Raw genomic sequence first — 24,329 nt, 5'->3', positions numbered from 1 at the left:
TGGTCACTGCCCCGGGAACACGATGGTGTGCGGGTCGGGGCCCACCTTGTAGGTGTCGCTACGGCGGGCCTGGCCGGAAGCGGGGTCGACGGTGAGCACCCGTACCACCGTCGACTTCGTGGTGCTGCTGTCGTAGGAGTAGGCGGCGAGCCTTCCGTCAGGGGTCCAGCAGGCGTGGTCGGGCGGGGTGTCGCCGGTGAGGGGCAGGTTCACGCCGTCGGAGAGCCGGGCGGTCTCCAGGTCGTACGTGCGCATCCTGGGCGGGCCGCCCCGGCCGGAGCCGCCGGAGCTGAACGCGGCGACGGTGTGCCCGTCGGGGGACAGCGCGAGGGTGACGGCGTGGGCGACGAACTGGGGGGCCGGGCTCCGCAGCGCGCGGCCGTCGAGCCCGTAGGAGTAGAGCCATTCGGTGCCGTCGCTCAGGTCGCGGGTGGTGAGCACCTCGTCCCCGTCGCCGCTGAAGCCGGCCGGTTCGCCCTTGACGGTCAGGCCGGTGATCCTGCCGGTGGCCAGGGTGAGCACCTCGACGCGGCCCGGACGGCCGACGAGGACCCGGTCGCCGGCCGGTGACAGGTGGAGGGCGTCGTCCGGGCCGGGCCGCAGGGACCTGGGCAGCTCCCTGACCGGGCCGCCGGCCGCCGCCCGTACGACCAGACGGTGGTCGCGGGCCCGCTGGTAGACGATGGTCCGGCCGTCGCCGCTGAGGGCGAACAGGGAGGTAGCGCGGTCCTTGGCGCGGACGGCGGAGTCGCCGACGGTGACGGTGCGGCCGTCACGGAGGAGCAGGTGCCAGGGGCCGCAGGGGGACGTGCCCTCGACGGGCAGCTCGCAGGCGGTGACCCAGGCCGCGCGGGCCTGCGGCGGCGGCCCGGTGCGAGCGGGTGCGGCGGCGGCCGGAAGCCCCAGCCCGCCGGCGACCGCCGGCGCGAGGAGCGCGGCGGCCGCTGATGACAGCCTCATGAGTGGTGATCCTTTCGCTCACCTGGTTAGACCCATGGGCACGGTGGCGAGTTGGTCACATGTAGGCCACGCCTCAGGGCAGCGGGCGCCGCCCGGCGAAGCCCAGATCCGTACGGTGGTACCAGGCGAGCTCGGGCTCCCCCTCGATCCAGCACAGCCGCACGGACGCCCCGCCGAGCACCGAGGGGAAGTCGATCAGCAGCGGCGCGACGCCCTTGACCTCGATCCCCTGCTCGCTCCACCGGGTCAGCGTCTCCTCGATGCGCGCCTCGATCGCCTTGATCTCGGGCAGCCCGCCGAGCCTCGACCCGCCGGCGGCCTCCCGGTCGAAGGCGATCTCGGCCAGGTCGGCGCGGCCCGCGACGATCTCCCGCGCCTCGGCGATGATGCCGGGCAGCAGGGCGCGCGCCTCGTCCAGGGTGAAGATCCGGTCCATGTGGAAACGCTACCCGTTCGGCTGGTAGGCGTGGATGAGAAGGCGTTCGGCCTCGTCGAAGTAGTCGTCGAGGTAGGCCGCCGCCTCCTCGGCGCGGCCGGCCGCCAGCAGGGCCAGCAGCGCGCGGTTGCGGTCGATGAACGGCTCGTGGAAGGCGCGCGGGTTGTCCATCACGTGGAAGACCAGGCGCAGCTCGGCCAGGAGCTGCCGCATGGCCTCGTCGAGCCGGGGGCTGCCGTGCAGGCCGACCAGGGCCTGGTGGTAGCGGATGTTGGCGGTGCCCACGCCCTGCCAGTCGCCCTGGGCGGCGGCCCGCTCGGCGTCGCGCACGGCCTCCTCGATGAGCGCCAGCGCCTGCCGCGACGCCTTGCGCCGGACGGCCGCCCCTTCCAGCACCCGCCGCATCGTGTAGAGGTCGGAGACGTCCTCCACGGACGGGAGCCGGACGAAGACGCCGCGGTTGAGCCGGTGGTCGAGCAGGCGTTCGTGGCCGAGCAGGCGGAACGCCTCGCGCAGCGTGTTGCGCGAGACGCCGAGCCCCTCGGAGATGGCCTCCTCCGACAGCCGCTGACCCGGCGGGAAGGCGCCCTCGATGATGCTGTCGCGGAGGATGTCGGCCACGCGCTCGGCCGTGCTGCTGCGGCTCAGTCTCGACCGGTGCCGGGCGAGGTCCGCGACCACGTCTTCCACGTTCGCCAGGGAATCATGGAGCAAACCTCTTGTCGAATTGTTCAACAATCCTTACGTTGAAACTATCCCCTCGACCATCTGGGAGCCTTCGATGTCAAGCTCCGCGAACCAGACCCGCCGGGTGATCCTGGCCGCTCTCGTCGGCACTTCCCTGGAGTGGTACGACTTCTTCCTCTACACCACGGCCGCGACGCTGATCTTCGGCAAGCTGTTCTTCCCCTCGCTCGATCCGCTCAACGCGACGCTGGCGGCCCTGACCACCAACGCCGTCGCGTTCGTCGCCAGGCCGCTCGGCGGCGTGGTGTTCGGGCACTTCGGCGACCGGGCCGGCCGCAAGACCGTGCTGGTCGTGACGCTGCTGCTGATGGGCCTGTCGACGTTCCTCATCGGCGTGCTGCCCGGTTACGCGAGCGTGGGGGTGGCCGCGCCCGTCCTGCTGGCCGTGCTCCGCTTCGTCCAGGGCTTCGGGCTCGGCGGCGAGTGGGGCGGCGCGGTGATCATGTCGCTGGAGCACGGCGACAGCAGGCGGCGCGGCTTCAACGCGAGCTGGCCGCAGGTCGGCGTGCCCGCCGGGTACGTGCTGGCCACCGGCCTGCTCGCGATCCTGTCCTTCGCCCTGCCGGACGCGGCCTTCCAGTCGTGGGGATGGCGGGTGCCGTTCCTGCTGTCGGGCGCGCTGGTGCTCGTCGGGCTGTGGGTGCGGACGCGGGTCGCCGAGTCGCCGCTGTTCTCCCGCGTCGAGAGGCACGGCGCCACGGCCCGGATGCCGCTGGTCGAGGTGCTGCGCACGCACCCGCGGGCGCTGCTGTCGGCCTTCACCGCGCGCATCGGGGTGGACGTGGCCTTCTACACCTTCACCGCGTACATCATCGTCTACCTCACCGGGCCGCTGAAGCTGGAGCGGTCGGTGGCGCTGTACGCGGTGCTGATCGGCTCGGTGCTGCAGCTCGGCCTGATCCCGCTGTTCGGCGCGCTGTCGGACCGGCTGGGCCGGCGGCCGGTCTACTTCGCCGGCGTGCTGGCGGCGGCCGTGTGGGTGTTCGCGTTCTTCCCGCTGCTGGACACGAAGTCGTTCCCGCTGATCGTGCTGGCGGCGGTGGTCGCGCTGGCCGCCCACGCCGCCATGTACGGCCCGCAGGCCGCCTTCATCGCCGAGCTGTTCAGCACCCGCCTGCGCTACAGCGGCGCGTCCATGGGCTACCAGGTGGCCGGGATCGTCGGCGGCGCGCCGGCCCCGATCATCGCGCTGAAGCTCTTCGACGCGTACGGCACCACCCTCGCCGTGTCCCTGTACGTGGTTGTCGCGCTGGCCGTCACCGCCGTAGGTTTGGCCATCGCCCCGGAAACCCGCGACCTGGACCTCGCCGCCGGCGAGCGCGGCACCGCCAGGCGGCTGCCCGGCCAGGTGGGTCCCTTCGCCTGAGCGCGGGGGAGGACGGGAACGCCGCGAAGGCGTGGGCGGCGGCTGCCACCGCCGCCCACGCGCGCCGCTCGAAGTCCTTCCCGGACGTCTCTCTCAGCCGTCTCAGACGGCGGTCCCGGGCTCGGCGACCCGCGGGCGCCTGCGCCAGTCGCCCTTGAACGCCGCCATCGAGGCCAGGAACACGACCTGCCCGGCCAGCGCCACGGCGAGCCAGGTGCCCCAGCCGCCCGCGGAGACCACCATGGGCGAGACGACCAGCAGCACCACGATCATGACCCGGACGACCATGCCCCAGATGCCCAGCGCCGAGCCCTGCAGGCGCGACTCGACGTCCTCGGCGTTCTCGGAGAAGTTGGCCATCCACGGCACGTACGCGACGCCCATGAACAGGAAGAGCAGCGCGTAGACGGCGGTGACGTGCCCCGGGGAGACGCCGGGGCCGACCATGCTGATGAAGTAGGCCAGGGTGAGGACGGTCAGCGCGGTGCCGGCGGCCGTGAACGGCTTGCGCAGCCGCAGCCGGTCCGACACCCGGCCGACGACGACCACGGCCACCGCGTTGAGCACGATGCCGAGCGCCACCACCCGGTTGGCCCCCGCGGGCTCCAGGCCGAACGCCTCCACGAGGATCGTCTGCCCGAAGATCGCGAACGTCCAGTAGAGCACCTGCCAGCCGGTGTTGCCCAGGACGTGGGCCCACAGGTGGGGATGGCGGAACAGCTCGCGCACCCGTCCGGCGTCGATCTTCTCCTCCGCCGCGACGGCCTCCTCGGCGTCGAGCACCTGGGCCCGCAGCGCCGCCGACGGCTCGGCGATCTTCCAGACGATGACCGCGCACATGGCCAGCGACACGACGCCCATGATGATCGCCTGCGACTGCCAGGCGTTGTCGAACAGCGGCAGCGTGAACCCGGCGATGAACGAGGCCAGGAAGGACGCCCCGACCGGCCCCCACGTCCAGAACGCGAACGCCTGGGCGCGGCCGAGGCGCGGCGAGAAGTCGCGGACGAGCGAGGCGGTGATGGTGATCCCGGCGCCCTCGATGAACAGCATCAGGCAGCGCACCCAGAACAGGCCGGCCACGGTGTCCACGGTGGCGAGCAGGAAGTTGCAGGCCGCCGTGACGGTGAGGGTGGGGACCAGGAGCGTGACGCGTCCCCAGCGGTCGGACAGGATGCCGCCGACGCCCGCCGACAGGCCGCCGATCAGCACCGATCCCGCGGCGAGCAGGCCGTAGACCGTGAGCGACATGCCCAGGTCCTTCATCAGCAGCGGCAGGATCGTGGCGAGGGTCGTCTCGAAGTTGGCCACCAGGCTCGCCAGCACGGCTATCGCCAGCAGGAAGATCCGCCGGCGACCGACCGGGTACACGCTCAGCTCGCGGACATAGAACGGCTTCATTCCCATCCTCCGGGGACGGTGTGTGACGGTCGCTCTAGAACGCGTTTCTAGTGGCCTCAGAGTTGCCCCTGAAGGGGGTGTCCGTCAACGGCGGCGGCGGTCACGATGTGATCTCGATCACAGCCTTCCCGTTGTGACGGAATCGCTCCCGATTCACAGAACAACCACCCGCGAATAGGCATAAACTGCGCGCCTGTGAGCCTGCCTGTACGTGAACGTTCCCCCCGGCCCGGCGGCGGCCGGCACCGTCGCCCCGTGCCCACGTCCCTGCCGCCGGACGCGCCCATGCTCGTGCTGGCCACCCCCGGCGGCACCGGCGGCGTGGCCGAAGAGATCGCGGCCGTGGTGCGGGTCGACAACCCGCAGATCGAGGTGCGGCTGACCGCCGTCGCCGACCTGGCAGACTCGCTGCCCGCCGGCCGCGACGCCGTCGTGGTGCCCCTGCTCACCTGGGACGACCCGGTCGTCATGGCCGAGATCGGCAAGGCCATCGCGGCGGCCGGCTCCGGCGCGGTCGCCACCGAGGCGCTCGGCCCCCACCCGCTGCTCGCCGAGGCCCTGCACATCAGGCTGGCCGAGCGCGGCCTGGCCAGGGCCGACCGGGTCCGCCTGCTCAACGTCTCCAGCCCCGTCGACGCCGTCATCCTCGGCACGGTGGGCGGCGAGCGCGCGGTGCACGCCGTCCAGGCCACCGCCGTGCTGCTGGCCTCCAGGCTCACGCTGCCGGTCGTCGCCGCCTCGCTGGACAGCGAGCCCGGCGTGGACGTCGCCGCCCGGCGCCTGCGCGCCGCCGGGGCCGAGCGGCTGGCCATCGCGCCCTGCCTGATCGGTCACGAGGCCCCCGCCGAGATCGTCGAGCGCGCCGCCGCGTCCGTCGAGGCCGGTCACGCCGAGCCGCTCGGCGCGCACAGCGCCGTCGCCGAACTTGTCGCGCGGGCTTACGGCAGTCAGCTGGCGACTTGACACCCTTGTAAAGATCGCTACAGGCGCGTTACCTTCTGCGCATGCGGCGCGTGATGGTCATCGGCGAGCGAATCGGACTTCGTGACCTCACCGACGCCGACGTCGTCCCGCTGCACTCCGTCTACGGCGATCCGGCGGCCACGCAGCACATGCCGTTCGCGCCGCGCAGCGTGCAGGAGGTCGCCGCCCTGGTCGGCCAGGCCATGGAGGCGGCCGCCGCCGAGCCGCGCCGCCTCTACGTGCTGGCCGTCGTGGACGCCGACCGGCGGCACGTGATCGGCGTGGCCCGCCTGAAGATCGACGCCGACCTGCCCCACAGCGCCGAGATCGGCTTCGGCCTCCATCCCGACCAGTGGGGCCGCGGCATCGGCACCGACCTGGTACGGCTGCTGCTGTCGTTCGGCTTCAAGCAGCTCGGGCTGCACCGCGTCTGGGGCGCGAGGTCGCCGGCCAACCTGCCCGCCCAGCTCGCCATGCTGACGGCCGGCATGGTCGAGGAGGGACGGATCCGGCACCACGTGCACACCCCGCACGGCTGGCGCGACTCCATCGTGCACGCGGCGATCCAGGACGAATGGACCGAACGCTAGCGGCCGCGAGCGGCGACGAGCGGGCCCGGACGGTGGACGACGAGTGGCCGCGAGCGGCGCCGGCGGTGGACGGCGAGTGGCGCGCCGCGGAATTGTCGGTGGCACGTCCTACGATGAGCCTCCTCACGGAGGGATAGCCGCATGCCTGACTCGCTGATCGTGCCCCTGTTCGTCACCACCGACCTCCCGCCGCACGCGGACCTGGCCGAGTTCGGTGAGCTGCTGGCCCGCACGGCGCGGGTGCTCGGCCCGGGCGGCTCCGGGGCGGTCCTGTCCGGCAAGGTGTTCTGGCTCGACCGGCCGGTGCTGCCGGCGCAGCGGCCCGCCGCCGACGACGAGCTGCGCTTCGCCGGGATGCTCGGCCATCTCGTCACGTCCGGGGCCGGCGTCCGCGAGGTGGTGGCCGGCGTGCGGCGGGCAATCGGCGCGGCGGTGACCGAGCGCTACGGCGACGTGGGCGCGGCGCCGGCCGTGTTCGCGATCCGCGACCGCGACGTGCGCGAGCGCACCCCCGACTCGGCCCTCCCGCTCGACAGCCGGCGGGCCGCCGACCTGGTCGGCGCGGCACGGTGAGGACACCCCCGCGCGGGGTAGTCCAGAGGCATGCTCTATGGCAAGGAACACGTGCAGCGCTATCAGGCCACCGACGGCGCGGAGGGGCACGACTGGAACAACACCACCGTCCTGCTCCTGACCACCAAGGGGCGTAACTCCGGCAGGCCGTACACCACGCCGCTGATCTACCAGCGGTTCGGCGACGACTTCCTCGTGGTCGCGTCCAAGGGCGGCGACCCCGACGACCCCCAGTGGTACAAGAACCTGCTGGCCCATCCCGACGTCGAGGTGCAGGTCAAGGGCGACAGGTTCAAGGCCCGCGCCCGCACCGCCTCGGAGGAGGAGAAGCCCGAGATGTGGCGGACGATGACCCGCACCTGGCCCCAGTACGACGAGTACCAGGAGAAGACCGACCGCCGCATCCCGGTGGTCGTGCTCGAACGCACCACCTAGTTCTCAGGCCACCAGGGCCTCGTCGGCCTCGGGGAGCCAGGAGCCGGGCGGGCGGCGCAGCCAATGGCGGGCCCGTCCCAGTTCGGCGACGGCGGCCAGGAGCGCGGCGAGGCCCGGGTGCCGCAGGCCCTTGGGGTGCACCAGGTTCTGCAGGCCGAGCGGCACGGGCTCGGCCAGCGGCCTGTTCACCGCGCCCGGGATCCCGCCGATCCCCACGCCGGCCAGCACGGGTTCGCGATGCCGGCGCAGGTAGTGCCCCATCTCCGCGGCCCCCTCGGGCGCGGCGTGCGGCCGGGCCAGCCGCAGCCCGAACGCCTCGGCCAGCCGCTCCCCCAGGTCGCTCCACTCCCGCGTGCCGGCGTTCCCGGCCATGACGTCCAGCGGGAAGGCGGCCAGCGCGGCGAGCGGCACGGCGTCCAGATCCGCCAGCGGGTGGTCCTCCGGCAGGAGCACGGACAGGGGTTGCAGGCGCACCGGGACCTGGGCCAGCCGGGCGCGCACGTCCGCGGGCAGCCCGGCGAAGCGCCCGAACGACACGTCGAGCCGTCCGTCCAGCATCGCCGCCGCGCCCGCGGCCAGGCCGCCGTGGAAACGGGCCAGCATCTCGGCACCCGGGGCCAGTTCCCTGGCTCTGACCAGCGGCTCAGGCAGGTCGGGGCCGTGCATGGTGACGTCCACGAGCAGCGGGCGATCGGCGCCGAGCACGCCGGCGACGACCTCGTCGTGCAGCGCCAGCAGCCGCCGCGCCCCGGGCAGCAGCCGGGCTCCGGCGGAGGTCAGCTCCACCCGGCGGGTGGACCGGACGAACAGCGGCGTCCCGAGCCGGGTCTCCAGCGTGCGCACGTCCCGGCTGAGCGCCTGCTGGGCCAGGAAGAGCCGGGCGGCGGCGCGCCCGAAGTGCAGCTCCTCGGCGACGGCGACGAAGACGCGCAGCAGCCGGGGGTGCAGATCCACGACGCCACATTAACCACAAAAGCGCGTCAATCGCGATTTTTCGGTGTTGGACCGGGCGCAGGCGTCACCGCGACGCTGGAGAGCATGATCCGCCGTCTCCTGACAAGCCTGCTGCGTCCCGCTCCACCCGCTCCGGCCCAGGTCCGCGCACTGTTCGGGCTGCCGCGGCCGCCCGGCACGTGCGGCTGCCTGCTGGACCTTCCGCACGACCCGTCCGCCCATCCGGCGGGGCCCTGAAGCCGGCGCGGAACGCGGGAACCCGTCCCGTTCGTTGACCGGGCATGGCTGACATCCCCTACGACCGTAAAGAGCAGTTCAAGCAGATTGAGAGCGGCCTGCTCCCCGGCGAGCAGATCATCGCCGTCTACGACGCGATCGGGGCGGGCACCGGGTTCCTGGGGCTCACGGACCGGCGGGTGATCGTGCAGGACAAGTCGTTCGTGGGCAAGCGGATCGCGATCACCAGCATCCCCTACGCCAAGATCTCGGCGGTGAGCGTCGTGAGCAACAAGTCGCTGGCCGGCGGGTTCTTCTCCTCCGGCGCCATCGCCATCCACGTCGGCACGCACACCTACGAGGTGGACTTCCGCGGCGACAACAAGGCCCACCACGTGCACAACGTCATCCTCCACTACATTTCGCAGACCTGATCGGCGTCACGCGCGGCCTCCTGGGCAGGATGAGCGTAATCTGCGGGTGATCACGAAGGGGGCGAGGTGCGGCGTTCCGTACGTGCCCGCGTGGCCGGTCTCGGCGTGCTGCTGGCGCTCCCGGCCTGCGCCGGGCCTCCCGGGCGGGACGTCCCGTCCGCTCCGGCGGTGAGCCTCACGGTCCAGGCCCGCTGCCCCCGGCCGGGCGGCGACGACCTGCGCGCCGAGCTCGTCCGGTCGCCGTGGCGGACGGTCCCGGCGGGCGACGGGCACGGCACGCTCGACCGGCTCGCGGTGGCCCCCGACGGGGCGGTGTGGGCGGTGCGTTCCGTCCAGCGCGAGACGTCCGCCGGGATGGAGACGACGTCCGGCGGGCTGGAACAGTGGGACGGCGCGCGCTGGCGCACGTACGCGCTGCCGTCCCGGATGACGGTCGCCGCGGTCGGCGCGGTCTCGGCCGAGCGGGCGTGGGCCTTCGGGACCGGCGACGGCGAACGTCCCGGCCTGGTCGCCGGCGTCGCGGACGGCGCCGTGAGCGCCTCCACACCGCTCAAGGAGGGCGCCTCGGCCATCGGCCTGCACGGCACCGCCGCGAGCGGCCCGTGGGCCGTGTCCGGGCGCGACGCGCTGCGCTGGGACGGCTCGGCCTGGCGCGCGTACCGGCTGCCCGCCCCGGCGCGGGCCCTCGGCGGCGAGGGCGCGGACGTGTGGACGGTCGGCGCGACCGCGCACGACCCCGCCGCCCGCTGGAACGGCGTCGCCTGGCAGGCGGTGCACCTGCCCGAGCCGGGCGCGCCCGAGGGCGCGCGGCCGGCCCGGACGGAGCTCGGCGACGTGGCCGTGCTCGGCCCGGACGACGTGTGGGTGGTCGGCGGCGTGTCCTGGTTCCCGCCCGACGAGTACGACGAGCAGGGCGAGCCCCTGGAACGCCGCCGCCCGCTGGCGCTGCACTGGGACGGCTCGGCCTGGCGGTGCCGCTGGGGCCCGGAGGGCGCGGCCTTCACCGAGGCCGAGCCCGACGGCCGTGGGGGCCTGTGGGTGCTCGACTCGACCCGCTCCCGGCTGCACCACCACGCGGCCGGCCGCTGGACGACGACGACCGTGCGCGGCACGGTGACCGCCCTGGCCCGCCGCCCCGGCACGACCGAGGTGTACGCGGCGGGCTGGACGGGCGCCGAGGGCGACCTGACCAGGCCCGCCCTCTGGCTCACCCGCTGACCCGCCGCCCCCCTCCAGGCCCGCCCGCTGCGCCCGCTGACCCGCCGCCCTCTCCCCGGACCGCCCCCCTAGGTGCAGGTGAAGCCGTTCGGGGCCGCCCGGCAGAAGTCGCGCAGGGCGCGCAGCCAGGAGGCCGTGGCCGAGTAGTTGAGCGCCGGGTCGTCGCGGTGGAGGCGGTGGTCGTCGGGTTCCTCGGTCACCTCGCCGTCGAGAAGGACCCGCCCGTGCTCGGGCAGGCCGCCCAGGTAGTCGTCGAGGAAGGCCGCGATGCGGCTCGCGTCGGCGCCGGTGAGCTCGACGCAGCCGTTGAAGCCGAGCAGGCACGCGGTCTCGGGGTCGAGCACCCGCGCCTCCTCCAGCAGGGCCAGGGTCGGACGCCAATTCCACGCGTTGACGCCCAGGCGCCCGCCCTCGGGGGTCTCCAGGTCCCAGCTCATGCGTTCAGTCGCGGCGCAGCGAGGCGTAGAGGTCGAGGGTGCGCCGGGCGATGCGCTCCCAGGAGAAGTGCTCGACGGCCCTGGCCCGCCCGGCACGGCCCATCTCGGCCGCCCGCGCCGGGTCGGCCAGCAGCGCGTTGACCCGCTCGGCCAGGTCGGCGGCGAACGCCTCGGGGTCGTGCGGGGTGCCGTCGGGGCCCTGGTCGATCGGCACCAGCAGGCCCGTCTCGCCGTCGGCGACGACCTCGGGGATGCCGCCGGTCGCGGTGGCCACCACCGGCGTCTCGCAGGCCATCGCCTCCAGGTTGACGATGCCCATCGGCTCGTAGACCGACGGGCAGACGAAGACCGAGGCGTGCGTGAGGAGCTGGATGACCTCCGGCTTGGGCAGCATCTCCGAGATCCACAGCACGCCGTCGCGGTCGAGGCCGCGCACCAGCCCGGTCACCTCCTCGGCGATCTCCGGGGTGTCCGGCGCGCCCGCGCACAGGACGAGCTGGGCCGCCGGGTCGAACGCGCGGGCGGCGTGCAGGAGGTGCACCAGGCCCTTCTGCCGGGTGATGCGGCCGACGAAGATCACGTAGGGCCGGTCGGGGTCGACGCCGTGCTTCTTCAGCACGTCGAGGCCGGGGTCGGGGGCGTACTGGGCGGTGTCGATGCCGTTGTGGATGACGGTGACCCGGCCGGGCGGGATCTCGGGATAGGCGGCCAGCACGTCGCGGCGCATCCCCTCGCTGACCGCGATCACCGCGTCGGCGGCGGCCAGCGCGGTGCGCTCGGCCCACGACGAGACCGTGTAGCCGCCGCCGAGCTGCTCGGCCTTCCACGGGCGCAGCGGCTCCAGGCTGTGGGTGGTGACGACGTGCGGCACGCCGTGGAGCATCTTGGCGACATGCCCGGCGAAGTTGGCGTACCAGGTATGGGAGTGGACGACGTCCGCGCCCTCGCAGGCGGCGGCCATCTCCAGGTCGACGCCGAGCACCTGGAGAGCGGCGTTGGCCCGCTCCAGGCCGCCGGGCACCCGGTAGGCCGACACGCCGGGCTCCTCGCGATCGGCTCCGAAGCAGCGCACCCGGACGTCGGCCAGCTTGCGCAGCTCCCTGGCCAGGTACTCCATGTGCACCCCGGCGCCGCCGTAGACGTCCGGCGGGTACTCCCTGCTGAGCAGATCAACACGCATGCCCACGACCTTACGACGCGCCGGGCCCGGCGCCCTCCAGGGAGCGGCATGTTTTGCGCCGACCATCAACTCCGGCACCGCACTTGTGAACCGTCGCAAGCATAGGGAACACATCGATACAGCCCAATGTCGGTAAGTCCGGCCCCTGCTCAACGCGGATAAGTCAGGACACGGCGGCACAGCACAGTGCGCGGTTTCGTCGATAGATCGGCCATTTACGGGTAGCGTCCTGGACATGAGGTCCCGGAGGGTGCTTGCGGTTGTGCTGGCAGGTGGAGAGGGCAAGAGGCTCATGCCGCTCACGGCGGATCGGGCCAAACCGGCGGTGCCGTTCGGGGGGATGTATCGGCTGATCGACTTCGTGCTGTCGAACCTCGCGAACGGCGGCTTCCTGAAGATCGTGGTGTTGACCCAGTACAAGAACCACAGCCTCGACAGGCACGTCTCCCGTACCTGGCGGCTGTCGGCGATGCTGGGCAACTACGTGACGCCCGTGCCCGCCCAGCAGCGGCTCGGGCCGCGCTGGTTCTCCGGTTCTGCGGACGCGCTGTTCCAGAACCTGAACCTGATCTACGACGAGATGCCCGAGCACGTGATCGTGTTCGGCGCCGACCACATCTACCGCATGGATCCGCGGCAGATGGTCGAGCAGCACGAGGACTCGGGCGCGGACGTGACGGTGGCGGCGATCCGCCAGCCGCTGTCGCTGGCCGACCAGTTCGGCGTGATCGAGACCGATCCCGAGGGCCGCCGCATCGTGGCCTTCAGGGAGAAGCCGAAGGACGCCGTGGGCCTGGCCGACTCCCCCGACGAGGTCTACGCCTCGATGGGCAACTACGTCTTCAAGACCCAGGCCATGATCGACGCGCTGCGCGAGGACGCGCTCGACCCGACCAGCAAGCACGACCTGGGCGGCAACATCATCCCGATGCTGGTCAAGTCCGGCGGCGCGGACGTCTACGACTTCAAGAACAACATCGTGCCCGGCTCCAGCGAGCGCGACCGCGGCTACTGGCGCGACGTGGGCACGCTCGACGCCTACTACGAGGCCCACATGGACCTCATCTCCGCCCACCCGATCTTCAACCTGTACAACGACAAGTGGCCGATCTTCACCGGGCACGACCCGCTGCCCCCGGCCAAGTTCGTGCACAACGACGGCGACCGGGTGGGCCGGGCGATCGACTCGCTGGTCTCCCCCGGCGTGATCGTCTCGGGCGGCATGGCGATGCGCTCGATCCTGTCGCCGAAGGTCGTGCTCCACTCGCACTCGCTGGTGGAGGACTCCGTGCTGATGGAGAACGTCAAGGTGGGCCGGGGCGCGATCGTGCGCAAGGCGATCATCGACAAGAACGTGGTGATCCCCGACGGCGCGCGCATCGGCTTCGACCTCGACTACGACCGCACCCGCTTCGCGCTGACCCGCGGCGGGGTCGTGGTCATCGGCAAGAACGAGATCGTCGACCGTTAGGGGCCGGGCGGGCCGGTCCCCCGCCCGGGGCCGGCCGCGGGCCGGGCGGCGGCGGGCCGGATCGGCTCCGGCGGCACGCGAGTGTGCTCATCGCGTGGGCGGGCGGTCCGGGGCTCGGCCGGACGGCAGCGGGGGGCGGGAACGGCCGGGCGCCGCGGGCGCCCGGCAACGCAGGATCCCGGGCCACGCACGGCGCGGCCCGGGCTCAGGTATGCGACCTCAGATGCCGACGCCGGCGCCCATGCCGCCGTACGCCCAGGCGCCGGGCCAGTAGCCGCGACCGCCCCAGTAACCCCAGTTGTAGCCGTCGTAGGGACGCCCGTAGTCCCTGTGGTGCTCACAGGCTTCGGCGTCACGGTGTCCGGCGGACACGCCCCACGGCGTGATGCGGAGCGCGGTCGAGTCGTCGGACGTGCTCAGGTCGCACTTCTCGTGGTGGACGTTGGCGCTGGCCGTGCCCGCCATGCCGAACAGCGCGGCGACGGCGAAGCCGCCGGCCACGATGAGGTTGGCTTTCATGGTTCCCCCTGGATCACGAAGTGACATCGCTGATCACTGTACGTAATCACCTCCGTACCGCCGTGTAACGCCACGCCAGGAAAGGACTGGGCGCTTTCCGGTGCCACCCCGGCGAAGTCCGGCCTTCTCCGGCCACTCAGGAAGCCCCGCCACGCCCCGGGAACGCCGGCCTGCGGGCCGGGGACGCGTAGTCTGCTCCGCACGCCCGTCCGTTCACGGCGGGGTCGCCGTGAACCGTCCGGAGAGGACCTCATGCCGCCCACACCGCCCGGCCCCTTCACCGGCCGCTCCGTCACCGACCTGGCCCGTGACCTGCGCGCCGGCCGGACCACCGCCGCCGAGCTGGCCCGGCTGGCGCTCGACGCGGCCGTCACCCTGGATCCTGCGCTCGGCGCCTTCGTCACCGTGGACCCGGTGGGCGCGGCGGCCGCCGCCCGGCGGGCGGACCAGGAGCTGGCCGCGGGCGCCGACCGCGGCCCGCTGCACGGCGTGCCGGTCGCCGTGAAGGACCTCATCGACGTCGCGGGCCTGCCCTGCACGATGGGGTCGCGGCACTTCGCCGGCCACGTCGCCGGGTCCGACGCCGCCTGCGTGAGGCTGCTGCGCGAGGCCGGAGCGGTGATCGTGGGCAAGACCACGACCCACGAGTTCGCGTACGGCCCCACCGGCGACCGCTCGGCCAACGGCCCCTCGCGCAACCCGCGCGACCCCGGGCGCATGTCCGGCGGGTCGAGCGGCGGCAGCGCGGCGGCCGTGGCGGCGGGCATGGTGCCGCTGGCGATCGGCACCGACACGGGCGGGTCGGTGCGCATCCCGGCCGCTCTGTGCGGGATCGCCGGGTTCAAGCCCGCCTACGACGCGATCCCGACCGCCGGGGTGTTCCCGCTGTCCCGGACGTTCGACCACGTCGGCGTGCTGGCCGCCGGCGCGCTGGACTGCCTGATCGCCTACCGGCAGCTCGCGACCGGCGGGCCGCCGCCCGCCCGTGGCGGTGCCGGTGAGGCGGCGCCGGTGCGGGTGGGGTGGCTCGACCCCGCCGTCCTGTCGCCCTGCGATCCGCGCGTCGTGGCGGCGGCGCACGCGGCGGCACGGGCGGCGGCGGGCGCGGGGCCGGGAGAGGTCAGGCTGCCCGGGGAGCTGGCCGAGGAGCTGCGGGAGACGTACGCGACGGTGCAGGGCGCGGAGGCGTCCGCCGTGCACGCCGACCGGATGGCCAGGGCGCCCGAGCTGTTCGACCCCGAGGTGCTCGACCGGCTGCGCGCGGCCATGGACCTGCCCGCCTGGGCCTACGTCAAGGCCCTGGACGAGCGGCCCGCGCTGGCCGCCGCGGCCGATTCGCTGTTCGACGACCACGACGTGCTGGCGCTGCCGGCCGTGCCGCTCGTCGCGCCGCCGCTGGAGCAGCGCCAGACCGAGCTGGACGGGCGGGCCGTCGCCGTCCGGGCCGCGCTGCTGGCCCTGACCAGCCCGTGGAACGTGCTCGGCCTGCCCGCGCTGACCGTGCCGGCCGGCTCGGTGGACGGCCTGCCGGTCGGGCTGCAGCTCGTCTGCCGGCCGGGCCGGGAGGAGCTGCTGTTCCGGGTGGCCGGCTCGCCGGGCGGCTGAGGAAGGTGGGCCCCGGGCCGGCCCGGCGCAGGCCGGACCCGGGGACGGCGGCTCGTGTCCGGCCGGGGGGCGCCATTCCCGTCGGCCAGGCCGAAGCCCACGGCCCTTTTCTTTCAGGGCCGTACGTCCGAGTGGCAGGATTCGAACCTGCGGTGCTCCTGCTCCCAAGGCAGGCGGGCTGACCAAACTGCCCCACACTCGGTCATGAAATCAACGAAGCCGCCCCGGCGGAGGCCCGGGACGGCTTTCCTGGTCGATTCTCCGCGGAATCACCGGGGAAGCCTTGGCCGCAGCTCAGGCCGGTTGCCGGACGGCCTGGAGGGTCGGGGTCCGCACATGGCCGCCGCCTTTCTCGTCGTTTCCGTGAATGTCGTTCAGCAACGAGATCAACGGTAGACCGGGGGCCGCCGGAAATGCCACGTATTTATCGCCGGTCGCGATCCTGGTCGTTGGTCCAGGCCACCCCGGCGCGCGTTTCCGGGGCCTCGACGCGGAACCGGGGAAGGGCGTCCGGGTAGTTGTCGCGGACGAAATTGACGAGGAATTCGCGGACATCGCACTTCAGGTCCCAGGAGGAGGGCGAGTCGGCGGCGCTCATCAGGGCGCGCAGCTCGACCAGGCCGTTGGGCAGCACGTCGGTGACCTGGAGCGTCCAGTCCTTCTGGTCCCACAGCGGGTTGCCCTGGAGGAACTCGTACAGGGCGTCGCGCAGTTTGGGCACCGGCACCGCCCAGTCGACCCGCAGGAACACCACGGCGAGCACCCGGCTGCCGTGCCTGGTCCAGTTCTCGAACGGGTTCTGGGTGAAGTAGGAGACGGGCAGCACCAGCCGCCGCTCGTCCCACAGGCGCAGCACCACGTACGTGAGCGTGAGCTCCTCGATCCTGCCCCACTCCTCCTCCACCACGACCACGTCGTCCAGCCGCAGCGCGTCGCTGAAGGCCAGTTGCAGCCCGGCCAGCATGTTGCCGATGGTCGGCTGGGCCGCGATGCCGACGATGGCGCCGGCGATGCCGGCCGAGGCCAGCAGCCCGGCGCCGAGCGCCCGCACCTGCGGGAAGGAGAACAGCATGGCGCCGAGCGCGATCACGATGATGACGGCGGCGGCGATGCGGCGCACCAGCGCGATCTGCGTCCTGATCCGCCGCGCCCGGCGGTTGCGCTCGCCCTCGACGAGCACCAGCCGGTCGAGCACGACGTCCGTCAGCGCGTACGTCGCCTGGATGATCAGCCAGGTCACCGTGCCGATGGTGACCAGGCCGATGACGCGGTCGACCGACTGGGCCAGGCCGCGCTCGTCGGGCGTGTCGCCGAAGATGCCGGGGGCGAAGACCAGGTTGCAGGCCACCGTGGCGGCCACGCAGAACGCCGGCCACGTGCAGTGCTCGACCAGGTGGCGGGCCAGAGCCCATTTTCGTCCGACCCGGATCAGCACCCGGCGGACCACCTCCACCAGGAGCACCGCTCCGACCACCGAGATGACGAGGATCGGCCATGCTGCCGGCGACTGCACGCTTCGCGCCCCCTATGTTGTAGAACGTCGCTTCAAGGTCACATTGCCCTCAAGCGCCGCTCCATACGCACGGACACACCGTTTCGCTAGTGGCCGTTGCCGCAACTCCCCCAGCACGTCGTGGCCCTCGTGCTGGCCAGCAGCCCGAGATCGCGCAGCACGGCCTGGGTGCGCTCGACCTCGGAGGTCAGCCAGAGCCGGAAGTCGTCCCCGCTGAGCGGGATCGAGATCCAGCCCGCCTTCCGGCACGCCCGCCGCCACGAGGCCGAGGAGGTCACCTCGTCGCACATGCGCACGGCCGACTCCCTGCCGGCCTCCGGCATGTCCTCGGGCCCGACGGCCGCGGCCCAGTCCGCGAAGTCCACCCGTACGCCCGACTCCAGCAGGGTCGGCACGTCGAGCCCCGGCACCCGGCGGGCGCAGGAGACGGCCAGGGCCCTGACCCGGCCGCCGTCGATGGCCGCGCGCCAGTCGCCGAGCAGGCCCGCCGCGGCCGCCGCCTTGCCGCCGAGCAGCGCCGGGACGGCCTCGTGGCTGCTGGGGTAGCCGGTGTAGTCCATCTGCCTGGTGTCGGCGCCGAGCCCCTTGGCGATGAGGCCGAACAGCAGGTGGTCGGGCTCGCCCTGCGGTCCGCCGGCCAGCACCGTCCCGCTCGGGTCGGCCCGCAGGTGGGCGCCGAAGTCGTCGAAGTCGGCGAACTTGGAGTTGGCGGGCACGACGACGACCTCGACGTCGCCGGTGAGCCTGGACAGCGGGGTGGTGGTGTCGAGCAGCGTCTGCCCGTTGTTCAGCTCGGAGGCCGCCAGGGCGGGCAGGCCGGTCACGGTGATCCGGGTGCCGGTGGGCGACGCGCCGACGCCCGAGGCGCGCGCGGCGGCGGCGAACGCCTCACCGACCCGGGCCCAGCGGTCCCCGCCCGCGACGATCGAGAACCGGCCCCGCGCGCCGGCGGGGCCGCCGGCGACGTGCTCCGTCCCGCATCCGGCCGCGCACGCCGCCGCGCCCAGCGTCCATGCCAAGAACCGCCGACGGCGCATCCGCCCTCCCCCGACCTTCGCGAGTACCGTCATTACCTGAAGTTATTGACAGTTCACTCGCTGTTACACATCGGGATACGGTTGACCGAAATTTCGGCCTTTACCGGCGTCAGTCCTGCTTCGTGGCCACCCCGGCCATCAGGGACGACGGCAACGACCAGTCGCCCACCAGCTTGGGCCGGTCCGGCCGCCAGTCCACGGCCTGCACCAGGCCGGGCGGGTCGAGCGCGAAGCCGCCGAAGAACGCGCGGATCTCGGCCGGGCTGCGGTCGGCCCCGCCCGAGCCGGACGAGCCACGGCGGCCCCTGCGCGGGCTCTCCTCCTCCGACAGGCGTCCCATCGAGGTGGCGTGCGAGATCACCAGACGGCTGCCGGGCGCGACCGCCTCACGCAGCGCCGCCACCGCGCCCTGCGGGTCGGCCGCGTCGGGCAGGAAGTGCAGGATCGACACCAGCACGATCGCGACCGGCCGCGACAGGTCCAGGAACCGGCCCGCGCGGGCCAGCACCTCCTCGTGGTCGAGCAGGTCGGCCTCGAGGAAGGCGGCCCGGTCCGCCCCGGCGAGCAGGGCCCTGGCGTGCGCGGCGACGACCGGGTCGTCGTCGACGTAGACGACCCTGGCCGCCGGTGCGACCTCGTGCACGCTGCCCTGCGTCGGCAGCCCGCTGCCCAGGTCGATGAACTGGGTGATCCCCGCGGCGGCGACGTAGCGCACGGCACGCTGGAGGAAGGCCCGGTTCGCGCGGGCCAGCGGGACCGCCTCCGGGACCAGCTCGGCGAGCTGGTCGATCGCCAGGCGGTCGACCGCGAAGTTGTCCGTCCCGCCGAGCATGTAGTCGTACATGCGTGCGAGATTCGGAGTGTGGGGGTCGAACTGCCGCACAGTAATGAATTTATGTGGTGCGCAGCCGGATAACACTACCCTGCGAGGATTGTGGCTGAATTTATTCCACAGTCACGCTCTTGGCGAGATTGCGAGGCTTGTCCACGTCCCTGCCGAGGGCGACCGCCGCGTGGTAGGCCAGCAGCTGGAGCGGGATCGTCAGCAGCATCGGGTCGAGCTCGATCTCGTTCTTCGGGATCACGATCACGTCGTCGGCCAGCTTGGCGTCGGGCTCGCGATGGCCGACCATGAGCACCTGGCCGCCGCGGGCGCGGATCTCGCCGAGCGTGGTGAGGTTCTTGTCCAGCAGCTCGTCGTCGGGGACGATCGCGACCGTCGGCATGTCCGGGCCGATCAGCGCGAGCGGGCCGTGCTTGAGCTCGCTGGCCGGGTACGCCTCGGCGTGCACGTACGAGATCTCCTTGAGCTTCTGCGCGCCCTCGCGGGCCACCGGGTAGCCCCTGACCCGGCCGACGAACATCATGCTCGGGTGCTTGGCGTACTTCTGCGCCAGCTCGGCGATCTTGTCGCCCTGGGCGAGGATCTCCTCGATCTGGCCGGGCAGCCGGCGCAGTCCCTCCACGATGCGCCGCCCGTCGGCCGGCGACAGGTCGCGCACCCGGCCCAGGTGCAGCGCGAGCAGCGCGAAGGCGACCGAGGTCGAGGTGAACGCCTTGGTCGAGGCGACCGACACCTCGGGCCCGGCGTGCAGGTAGATGCCGCCGTCGACCTCGCGGGCGATGGCGCTGCCCACGGCGTTGACGATGCCGATCACCCGGCCGCCCTTGCGCTTGAGCTCCTGGACGGCGGCCAGCGTGTCGTAGGTCTCGCCCGACTGGCTGATCGCGACGTAGAGGGTGTCGGGGTCCACGACGGGGTTGCGGTAGCGGAACTCGCTGGCCGGCTCGGCGTCGGCCGGGATGCGCGCCAGCTCCTCGATGAGCTGCGCGCCGATCTGCCCGGAGTAGTACGCCGACCCGCAGCCGATGATCTTCACCCGGCGGAACGAGCGCGTCTCGCGGGCGTCCATGTTCAGGCCGCCGAGGTGGGCGACGTGGAAGCGCTCGTCGAGGCGGCCGCTCATCGTGCGGGTCATCGTCTCGGGCTGCTCGGAGATCTCCTTGAGCAGGTAGTGCTCGTAACCGCCGGTGTCGTAGTGGCCGGCGTCCCAGTCGACGGTCAGCGGCTCCTTGGCGGTCTCGCGGGCGTCGCTGGCGAAGGTGTGGAAGCCGTCGGCCTTGAGCACGGCCAGCTCGCCGTCCTCCAGGTGCACGACCTGGCGGGTGTAGCGGACCAGGGCGGCGACGTCGGAGGCGGCGAACATCTCCTTCTCGCCGATGCCGAGCACGATCGGGCTGCCGTTGCGCGCCACGACCACCTCGCCCGGCCGCTCGGCGTCGATCACCGCGATGCCGTACGTGCCGACGATGTTCTTGAGCGTCTTCCTGACCGCCTCCTCCAGGGAGTCGTTCTCGTCGGCGGCGCGGGCGATCAGGTGGGCCAGGACCTCGGTGTCGGTCTCGGACAGGAACGTGACGCCGTCGGCCTCCAGCTTGGCGCGCAGCTCGCCGGCGTTCTCGATGATGCCGTTGTGCACGACGGCGATGCGCTGGTCGGCCGACAGGTGCGGGTGGGCGTTCTCGTCGCTGGGCACGCCGTGGGTGGCCCAGCGGGTGTGGCCGATGCCATGGTTGCCCTTGAACCGCACCGGCACGACCTTGGCCAGGTCGGCGACCCGGCCCTTGACCTTGCGTACCTTGAGTCCCTTGTTCGACACCACGACCCCGGCGGAGTCGTAGCCCCGGTACTCAAGCCGCTGCAGCCCTTCCAGCAGGATGGGCGCCGCGTCCTTGGGGCCCACGTAGGCCACGATTCCGCACATCGAGGTCTCCTCTTTATCCGTAGACGATCCTGCGGAGCTGCCGCAGCGACAGCTCTGGTGCCGCTACCCGGCGTGCGGGTAACTCGGCGGCGATCCGGGGGAAGATCTCGTCGTTGGTCAGGCCGCGGGCCTTGAGCTCGCCGTGACGGCGGCGTACGAACTCCTCGACCGGCTCGGAGAAGTACGACAGCACGTCGGCGACCACGCGGGCCGCCTCTCCTGGGCCGAGCGCGCTCGTCCGGGTGAGATGGGCGATGAGGTCTTCGTAGGGATGCCGCGCCGTGGACACAGACGAGGACATTACGCATCTGGAGCGAGACACGCCAACATCCTGCCCGGAATCGGGCAGGATTTAACTCCATAGCGCTACCACTTCTCCCCTGCGGCCGGTCGAGGGGGTCGCGGGACGGATCCCGCGATTCTCATCCGTATCATCCGACCCGTCTGACACATCCCTTTCTGGGAATGGTTACGGACGGTGATCGTGGAGTGCCGTTCCGTGGGGAGATGTCATGCAGCTTCGGCTTGCCGCCGTCCTGGCCAGCAGCTTGTCCGCCGGTGTGTGCGCCGTCGTCGGCGGCCCCGCCGTCCCGGGCGGCATGGGCGTCACGGGCGGCGCGGTCGGCGCGGTCGGCGCGGGCGTCCGGGAGCAGGGGCGGCAGGCCGACTTCGCGGCCGCCGCGGCGGAGTTCGGGGTGCCGGTGAGCGTGCTGCTCGGGGTGTCGTACCTGGAGTCGCGGTGGGACGCCAACGGCGGCCGTCCCAGCACGGCGGGCGGGTACGGCCCGATGCACCTGGTGGACGTCGTGCCCGCCGGGCAGGCGGGCCCGGTCGCGGAGGGCTTCGCGCCGGGCGACGCCAGAGGCGACGACAGCCGCCCACTGCCCCGATCGGCGATGCGGCCGGCCAGCCAGCCGGCCCCCCGGTCGGCCTCGCAGTCGGCAGCCCGGTCGGCAGCCCGGTCGGCGGCGCGGTTGATGGCGGGGGGCGGCACGTCGGCGGCCGCGGTGCCGGATGCGGTGCCGGATGCTGTGCCGGATGCGACGCTCGCCGTGGCCGGGCGGCTGGCCGGGGTCGCGCCGCGGGCGCTGCGCGCGGACCCGCGCGCCAACATCAGGGGCGGCGCCGCCCTGCTCGCCTCCTACCAGCGCCGTCCCAGCCCCGACCCGGCCGACTGGTACGCGGCCGTCGCCCGCTACTCGGGCACCCGCGACCCGCTCGCCGCGCGCTCGTTCGCCGACGAGGTGTTCGCGGTGATACGCGAGGGCGTCGCGCGGCGCACGGACGACGGCTTCAACGTGCGCCTGGACGCCGTGCCCGGCCTGCGACCGCCCGCGGCCCCGGCGAAGAGCGCGGCCGGCGACGACTCCGACGAGGACGACGACCCGTTCTTCTTCTCCGACATGGAGCCCGAGGGCGACGACGACTCGGAGTCGGCCGACGAGTCCGACTGGGACGTGCCCGCGGACGAGCAGCCGCTGACCGCCGCCGACTCCTCCGCCGACTCCTCCGCCGAGTGCCCGAGCAGCCTCAGGTGCGAGTGGATGCCGGCCGCGTACAAGAGGTACGGAAGGAAGAAGGACCGCGGCTACGGCAACCACGACCGGGTCGAGGGCCGCCGCCAGGTCGACTACATCGTCATCCACGACACCGAGGGCGGCTACCAGGGCATCCCGTCGATGATCGGCAACCCGAGGTACGTGAGCTGGCACTACACGATCCGCTCCCGGGACGGGCACGTCGCCCAGCACGTCCCGACGAAGGACATCGCCTGGCACGCCGGCAACTGGGACTTCAACGCCCGCTCGATCGGCATCGAGCACGAGGGCTACCTGGCCAGGGGCTCCTGGTACACCGAGGCGATGTACCGGTCGTCGGCCCGGCTGGTGCGCTACCTCGCCGGCCGGTACGGCATCCCGCTCGACCGCGCCCACATCCTCGGACACGACAACGTGCCGGGCGCCACGGCGCAGGCGGTCGCCGGCATGCACGAGGACCCCGGCCCCTACTGGGACTGGGCCCACTACTTCGAGCTGATGAACCACCCGATCAAGGGCGACGGGACGGGCTCGTCGGTGATCATCCGGCCGTCCTACGACGACAACCGGCCGTACTACACCGGCTGCGCCAGCACCAAGCCCGGCCGCCGGTGCCCGGAGCACGGCGCGGCCAGCGTGTGGCTGCACACCCGGCCGAGCGAGAGCGCCCCGCTGGTCACCGACGCGGGCAAGCACCCCGGCAAGCCGAGCACGTACAGCGTCTACGACCACAGCGCCCGCGCCTCCACCGGGCAGCGGTTCGCGGTGGCCGGACGGCAGGGCGACTGGACGGCGATCTGGTACCTGGGGCAGCGGGCCTGGTTCTTCAACCCGTCCGCCGCCCCCACGGCCGTCCCGGCGAAGGGCCCGCTGGTCACGCCGCTGGCCGCGGGCACCAAGGTGTACGGCCGCGCCTACCCGGAGCGGTCGGCGTACCACGGCGGCGGGGTCCAGCCGCTGACGCCGCTGCAGTACCGGATCGGGCCGGGACAGTCGTACTCGCTGGGCGGCACGGTCACCGGCTCCTTCTACTCGGCCGGCGCCTTCAACCCGGCCAGGCACGTGCGGGTCACGGGGTCCGTCCGGTACCACCAGATCCAGCTCGGGCATCGTGTCATGTTCGTCCAGGCCAAGGATGTGCGCGTCATCCGCTGAATTTCGCCCCACTGGGCTCGGGCTGCGCACGGGCACTCCGCGAAGACGATATGGTTTTCCCGTGGCCCCGCGAGTTCGCGGGGGATTCACGCGGAAGTGGCTCAGTGGTAGAGCATCACCTTGCCAAGGTGAGGGTCGCGGGTTCGAATCCCGTCTTCCGCTCGGAGTCAAACTCCTGGTGGAGTGGCCGAGAGGCGAGGCAGCGGCCTGCAAAGCCGTCTACACGGGTTCAAATCCCGTCTCCACCTCGGTGGTACAACGGACTCTCCTGGGTCCGGTAAAGTTAAGTGCGCCATGCGGAAGTGGCTCAGTGGTAGAGCATCACCTTGCCAAGGTGAGGGTCGCGGGTTCGAATCCCGTCTTCCGCTCTGAGTGACAACTCAACAAGGACGATTAGCTCAGCGGGAGAGCGCTTCCCTGACACGGAAGAGGTCACTGGTTCAATCCCAGTATCGTCCACCCACGCTTTTCGGGAGTCAGACCCGGGTTTCGGCCCGGTCCGGACAGCGGTCAAGCCCCAGCAACCGGCCAACGCCGAACGTCTGGGGCTTCTCTGTTTCCGAGACCGAGCCCCACCGCAGCCAAACGCGCCCGCTACTCCACACGCTTACCCCCAGGCGGCCGCCCGTCGAACCACTGAGGTTTCTCTGTGTCCGAGGCCGAGCCCCGCCTTGTGGCCAAGCCCGCCCGCGGCTCCACACTCTCACCCCCAGCGGACACACGTCGAACCACTGAGGTTTCTCTGTGTCCGAGGCCGAGCCCCGCCTTGTGGCCAAGCCCGCCCGCGGCTCCACACTCTCACCCCCAGCGGACACA

The 24,329-nt window shown here is 72.5% G+C and carries 24 protein-coding genes and 5 tRNA genes; 15 read left to right on the top strand and 14 right to left on the bottom strand.

Annotation, left to right across the window (positions count from 1 at the left end; all coding sequences use genetic code 11):
• Positions 1-3 precede the first annotated feature (3 nt).
• From ACIBST_RS25480 to ACIBST_RS25470, 3 genes are all read right to left on the bottom strand, one after another.
• The gene (locus tag ACIBST_RS25480; protein WP_397175113.1) at positions 4-960 is read right to left on the bottom strand and encodes a hypothetical protein; all 957 of its coding nucleotides are present in this window, start codon (positions 958-960) and stop codon (positions 4-6) included.
• A gap of 73 nt (positions 961-1,033) precedes the next feature.
• Positions 1,034-1,396: a DUF2203 domain-containing protein gene (locus ACIBST_RS25475; protein ID WP_352361155.1), complete on the bottom strand. Its 363-nt coding sequence runs from the start codon at positions 1,394-1,396 to the stop codon at positions 1,034-1,036.
• A gap of 9 nt (positions 1,397-1,405) precedes the next feature.
• The gene (locus ACIBST_RS25470) at positions 1,406-2,095 is read right to left on the bottom strand and encodes a GntR family transcriptional regulator (protein ID WP_397175453.1); all 690 of its coding nucleotides are present in this window, start codon (positions 2,093-2,095) and stop codon (positions 1,406-1,408) included.
• 82 nt (positions 2,096-2,177) lie between these two features.
• Between ACIBST_RS25470 and ACIBST_RS25465 the strand changes: the two genes are divergently transcribed.
• Positions 2,178-3,509, top strand: a complete 1,332-nt coding sequence (locus ACIBST_RS25465; protein WP_397175111.1) for an MFS transporter — start codon at positions 2,178-2,180, stop codon at positions 3,507-3,509.
• A 102-nt stretch (positions 3,510-3,611) separates the two neighbouring features.
• Here the strand turns inward: ACIBST_RS25465 and ACIBST_RS25460 are convergent, their stop codons facing one another.
• Complete coding sequence (locus ACIBST_RS25460) at positions 3,612-4,910, bottom strand: MFS transporter (RefSeq protein ID WP_397175109.1); 1,299 nt, start codon at positions 4,908-4,910, stop codon at positions 3,612-3,614.
• A 255-nt stretch (positions 4,911-5,165) separates the two neighbouring features.
• Here ACIBST_RS25460 and ACIBST_RS25455 point away from each other — a divergent pair, with 255 nt between their 5' ends.
• The 4 genes from ACIBST_RS25455 (at position 5,166) to ACIBST_RS25440 (ending at position 7,471) form a co-directional block, all read left to right on the top strand.
• Entirely contained in the window at positions 5,166-5,873 is a 708-nt protein-coding gene (locus tag ACIBST_RS25455; RefSeq protein ID WP_397175108.1) for a sirohydrochlorin chelatase, read from the top strand.
• Between the two features lie 41 nt (positions 5,874-5,914).
• On the top strand, positions 5,915-6,463 hold the full coding sequence (locus ACIBST_RS25450; protein ID WP_397175106.1) for a GNAT family N-acetyltransferase: 549 nt from the start codon (positions 5,915-5,917) through the stop codon (positions 6,461-6,463).
• 141 nt (positions 6,464-6,604) lie between these two features.
• Positions 6,605-7,036: a hypothetical protein gene (locus tag ACIBST_RS25445; RefSeq protein WP_397175105.1), complete on the top strand. Its 432-nt coding sequence runs from the start codon at positions 6,605-6,607 to the stop codon at positions 7,034-7,036.
• 30 nt (positions 7,037-7,066) lie between these two features.
• Positions 7,067-7,471 carry a nitroreductase family deazaflavin-dependent oxidoreductase gene (locus tag ACIBST_RS25440; protein ID WP_397175104.1) on the top strand — a complete coding sequence of 135 codons (405 nt, stop codon included), beginning with the start codon at positions 7,067-7,069 and terminating at the stop codon, positions 7,469-7,471.
• A gap of 3 nt (positions 7,472-7,474) precedes the next feature.
• On the opposite strand, the gene ACIBST_RS25435 is transcribed toward ACIBST_RS25440, so the two are convergent.
• Complete coding sequence (locus ACIBST_RS25435; protein ID WP_397175102.1) at positions 7,475-8,425, bottom strand: LysR family transcriptional regulator; 951 nt, start codon at positions 8,423-8,425, stop codon at positions 7,475-7,477.
• 84 nt (positions 8,426-8,509) lie between these two features.
• Here ACIBST_RS25435 and ACIBST_RS25430 point away from each other — a divergent pair, with 84 nt between their 5' ends.
• The 3 genes from ACIBST_RS25430 (at position 8,510) to ACIBST_RS25420 (ending at position 10,293) form a co-directional block, all read left to right on the top strand.
• Positions 8,510-8,662, top strand: coding sequence for a hypothetical protein (locus tag ACIBST_RS25430; RefSeq protein WP_397175101.1), 153 nt, complete (start codon positions 8,510-8,512; stop codon positions 8,660-8,662).
• 44 nt (positions 8,663-8,706) lie between these two features.
• On the top strand, positions 8,707-9,075 hold the full coding sequence (locus tag ACIBST_RS25425) for a PH domain-containing protein (protein ID WP_357964379.1): 369 nt from the start codon (positions 8,707-8,709) through the stop codon (positions 9,073-9,075).
• A gap of 66 nt (positions 9,076-9,141) precedes the next feature.
• A complete protein-coding gene (locus tag ACIBST_RS25420; protein WP_397175099.1) occupies positions 9,142-10,293 on the top strand; it encodes a hypothetical protein in 1,152 nt (383 codons plus the stop codon).
• Between the two features lie 68 nt (positions 10,294-10,361).
• Here ACIBST_RS25420 and ACIBST_RS25415 read toward each other — a convergent pair whose 3' ends face one another.
• Together ACIBST_RS25415 and glgA are read right to left on the bottom strand one after the other, a co-directional pair.
• Positions 10,362-10,730 (bottom strand): hypothetical protein, encoded by a 369-nt coding sequence (locus ACIBST_RS25415; protein WP_397175097.1) that lies wholly within the window; start codon positions 10,728-10,730, stop codon positions 10,362-10,364.
• A 4-nt stretch (positions 10,731-10,734) separates the two neighbouring features.
• The gene (gene glgA, locus ACIBST_RS25410; protein WP_397175096.1) at positions 10,735-11,910 is read right to left on the bottom strand and encodes a glycogen synthase; all 1,176 of its coding nucleotides are present in this window, start codon (positions 11,908-11,910) and stop codon (positions 10,735-10,737) included.
• A 235-nt stretch (positions 11,911-12,145) separates the two neighbouring features.
• Here glgA and glgC point away from each other — a divergent pair, with 235 nt between their 5' ends.
• Positions 12,146-13,381 (top strand): glucose-1-phosphate adenylyltransferase, encoded by a 1,236-nt coding sequence (gene glgC, locus ACIBST_RS25405; RefSeq protein WP_352329862.1) that lies wholly within the window; start codon positions 12,146-12,148, stop codon positions 13,379-13,381.
• A gap of 219 nt (positions 13,382-13,600) precedes the next feature.
• Here glgC and ACIBST_RS25400 read toward each other — a convergent pair whose 3' ends face one another.
• Positions 13,601-13,900, bottom strand: a complete 300-nt coding sequence (locus ACIBST_RS25400) for a hypothetical protein (protein ID WP_397175094.1) — start codon at positions 13,898-13,900, stop codon at positions 13,601-13,603.
• Between the two features lie 252 nt (positions 13,901-14,152).
• Between ACIBST_RS25400 and ACIBST_RS25395 the strand changes: the two genes are divergently transcribed.
• On the top strand, positions 14,153-15,505 hold the full coding sequence (locus tag ACIBST_RS25395) for an amidase (protein ID WP_397175092.1): 1,353 nt from the start codon (positions 14,153-14,155) through the stop codon (positions 15,503-15,505).
• 126 nt (positions 15,506-15,631) lie between these two features.
• On the opposite strand, the gene ACIBST_RS25390 is transcribed toward ACIBST_RS25395, so the two are convergent.
• From ACIBST_RS25390 to ACIBST_RS25365, 6 genes are all read right to left on the bottom strand, one after another.
• Positions 15,632-15,707, bottom strand: a tRNA-Pro gene (locus ACIBST_RS25390).
• 222 nt (positions 15,708-15,929) lie between these two features.
• A complete protein-coding gene (locus ACIBST_RS25385; RefSeq protein ID WP_397175091.1) occupies positions 15,930-17,018 on the bottom strand; it encodes a mechanosensitive ion channel family protein in 1,089 nt (362 codons plus the stop codon).
• Positions 17,019-17,104: 86 nt separating this feature from the next.
• Complete coding sequence (locus ACIBST_RS25380; protein ID WP_397175090.1) at positions 17,105-18,055, bottom strand: Bug family tripartite tricarboxylate transporter substrate binding protein; 951 nt, start codon at positions 18,053-18,055, stop codon at positions 17,105-17,107.
• Between the two features lie 109 nt (positions 18,056-18,164).
• Entirely contained in the window at positions 18,165-18,938 is a 774-nt protein-coding gene (locus tag ACIBST_RS25375) for an SAM-dependent methyltransferase (protein ID WP_397175089.1), read from the bottom strand.
• Positions 18,939-18,999: 61 nt separating this feature from the next.
• Positions 19,000-20,820 carry a glutamine--fructose-6-phosphate transaminase (isomerizing) gene (gene glmS / locus ACIBST_RS25370; RefSeq protein ID WP_387664761.1) on the bottom strand — a complete coding sequence of 607 codons (1,821 nt, stop codon included), beginning with the start codon at positions 20,818-20,820 and terminating at the stop codon, positions 19,000-19,002.
• A 13-nt stretch (positions 20,821-20,833) separates the two neighbouring features.
• On the bottom strand, positions 20,834-21,121 hold the full coding sequence (locus ACIBST_RS25365) for a hypothetical protein (RefSeq protein WP_358285425.1): 288 nt from the start codon (positions 21,119-21,121) through the stop codon (positions 20,834-20,836).
• 211 nt (positions 21,122-21,332) lie between these two features.
• Between ACIBST_RS25365 and ACIBST_RS25360 the strand changes: the two genes are divergently transcribed.
• The 5 genes from ACIBST_RS25360 to ACIBST_RS25340 all read left to right on the top strand — a co-directional run bounded on the left by ACIBST_RS25360 (position 21,333) and on the right by ACIBST_RS25340 (position 23,972).
• Positions 21,333-23,513, top strand: coding sequence for an N-acetylmuramoyl-L-alanine amidase (locus tag ACIBST_RS25360; RefSeq protein WP_397175087.1), 2,181 nt, complete (start codon positions 21,333-21,335; stop codon positions 23,511-23,513).
• A 90-nt stretch (positions 23,514-23,603) separates the two neighbouring features.
• Positions 23,604-23,675: transfer RNA gene (locus tag ACIBST_RS25355), tRNA-Gly, on the top strand.
• Positions 23,676-23,690: 15 nt separating this feature from the next.
• Positions 23,691-23,761: transfer RNA gene (locus ACIBST_RS25350), tRNA-Cys, on the top strand.
• A gap of 48 nt (positions 23,762-23,809) precedes the next feature.
• Positions 23,810-23,881: transfer RNA gene (locus ACIBST_RS25345), tRNA-Gly, on the top strand.
• A 19-nt stretch (positions 23,882-23,900) separates the two neighbouring features.
• Positions 23,901-23,972, top strand: a tRNA-Val gene (locus tag ACIBST_RS25340).
• Positions 23,973-24,329 lie beyond the last annotated feature (357 nt).

The organism is Nonomuraea sp. NPDC049684 (assembly GCF_044465345.1).
Classification (GTDB): domain Bacteria; phylum Actinomycetota; class Actinomycetes; order Streptosporangiales; family Streptosporangiaceae; genus Nonomuraea.
Note: the sequence above shows the minus strand (reverse complement) of the source record. Positions and strands in the feature narration are given on the sequence as shown.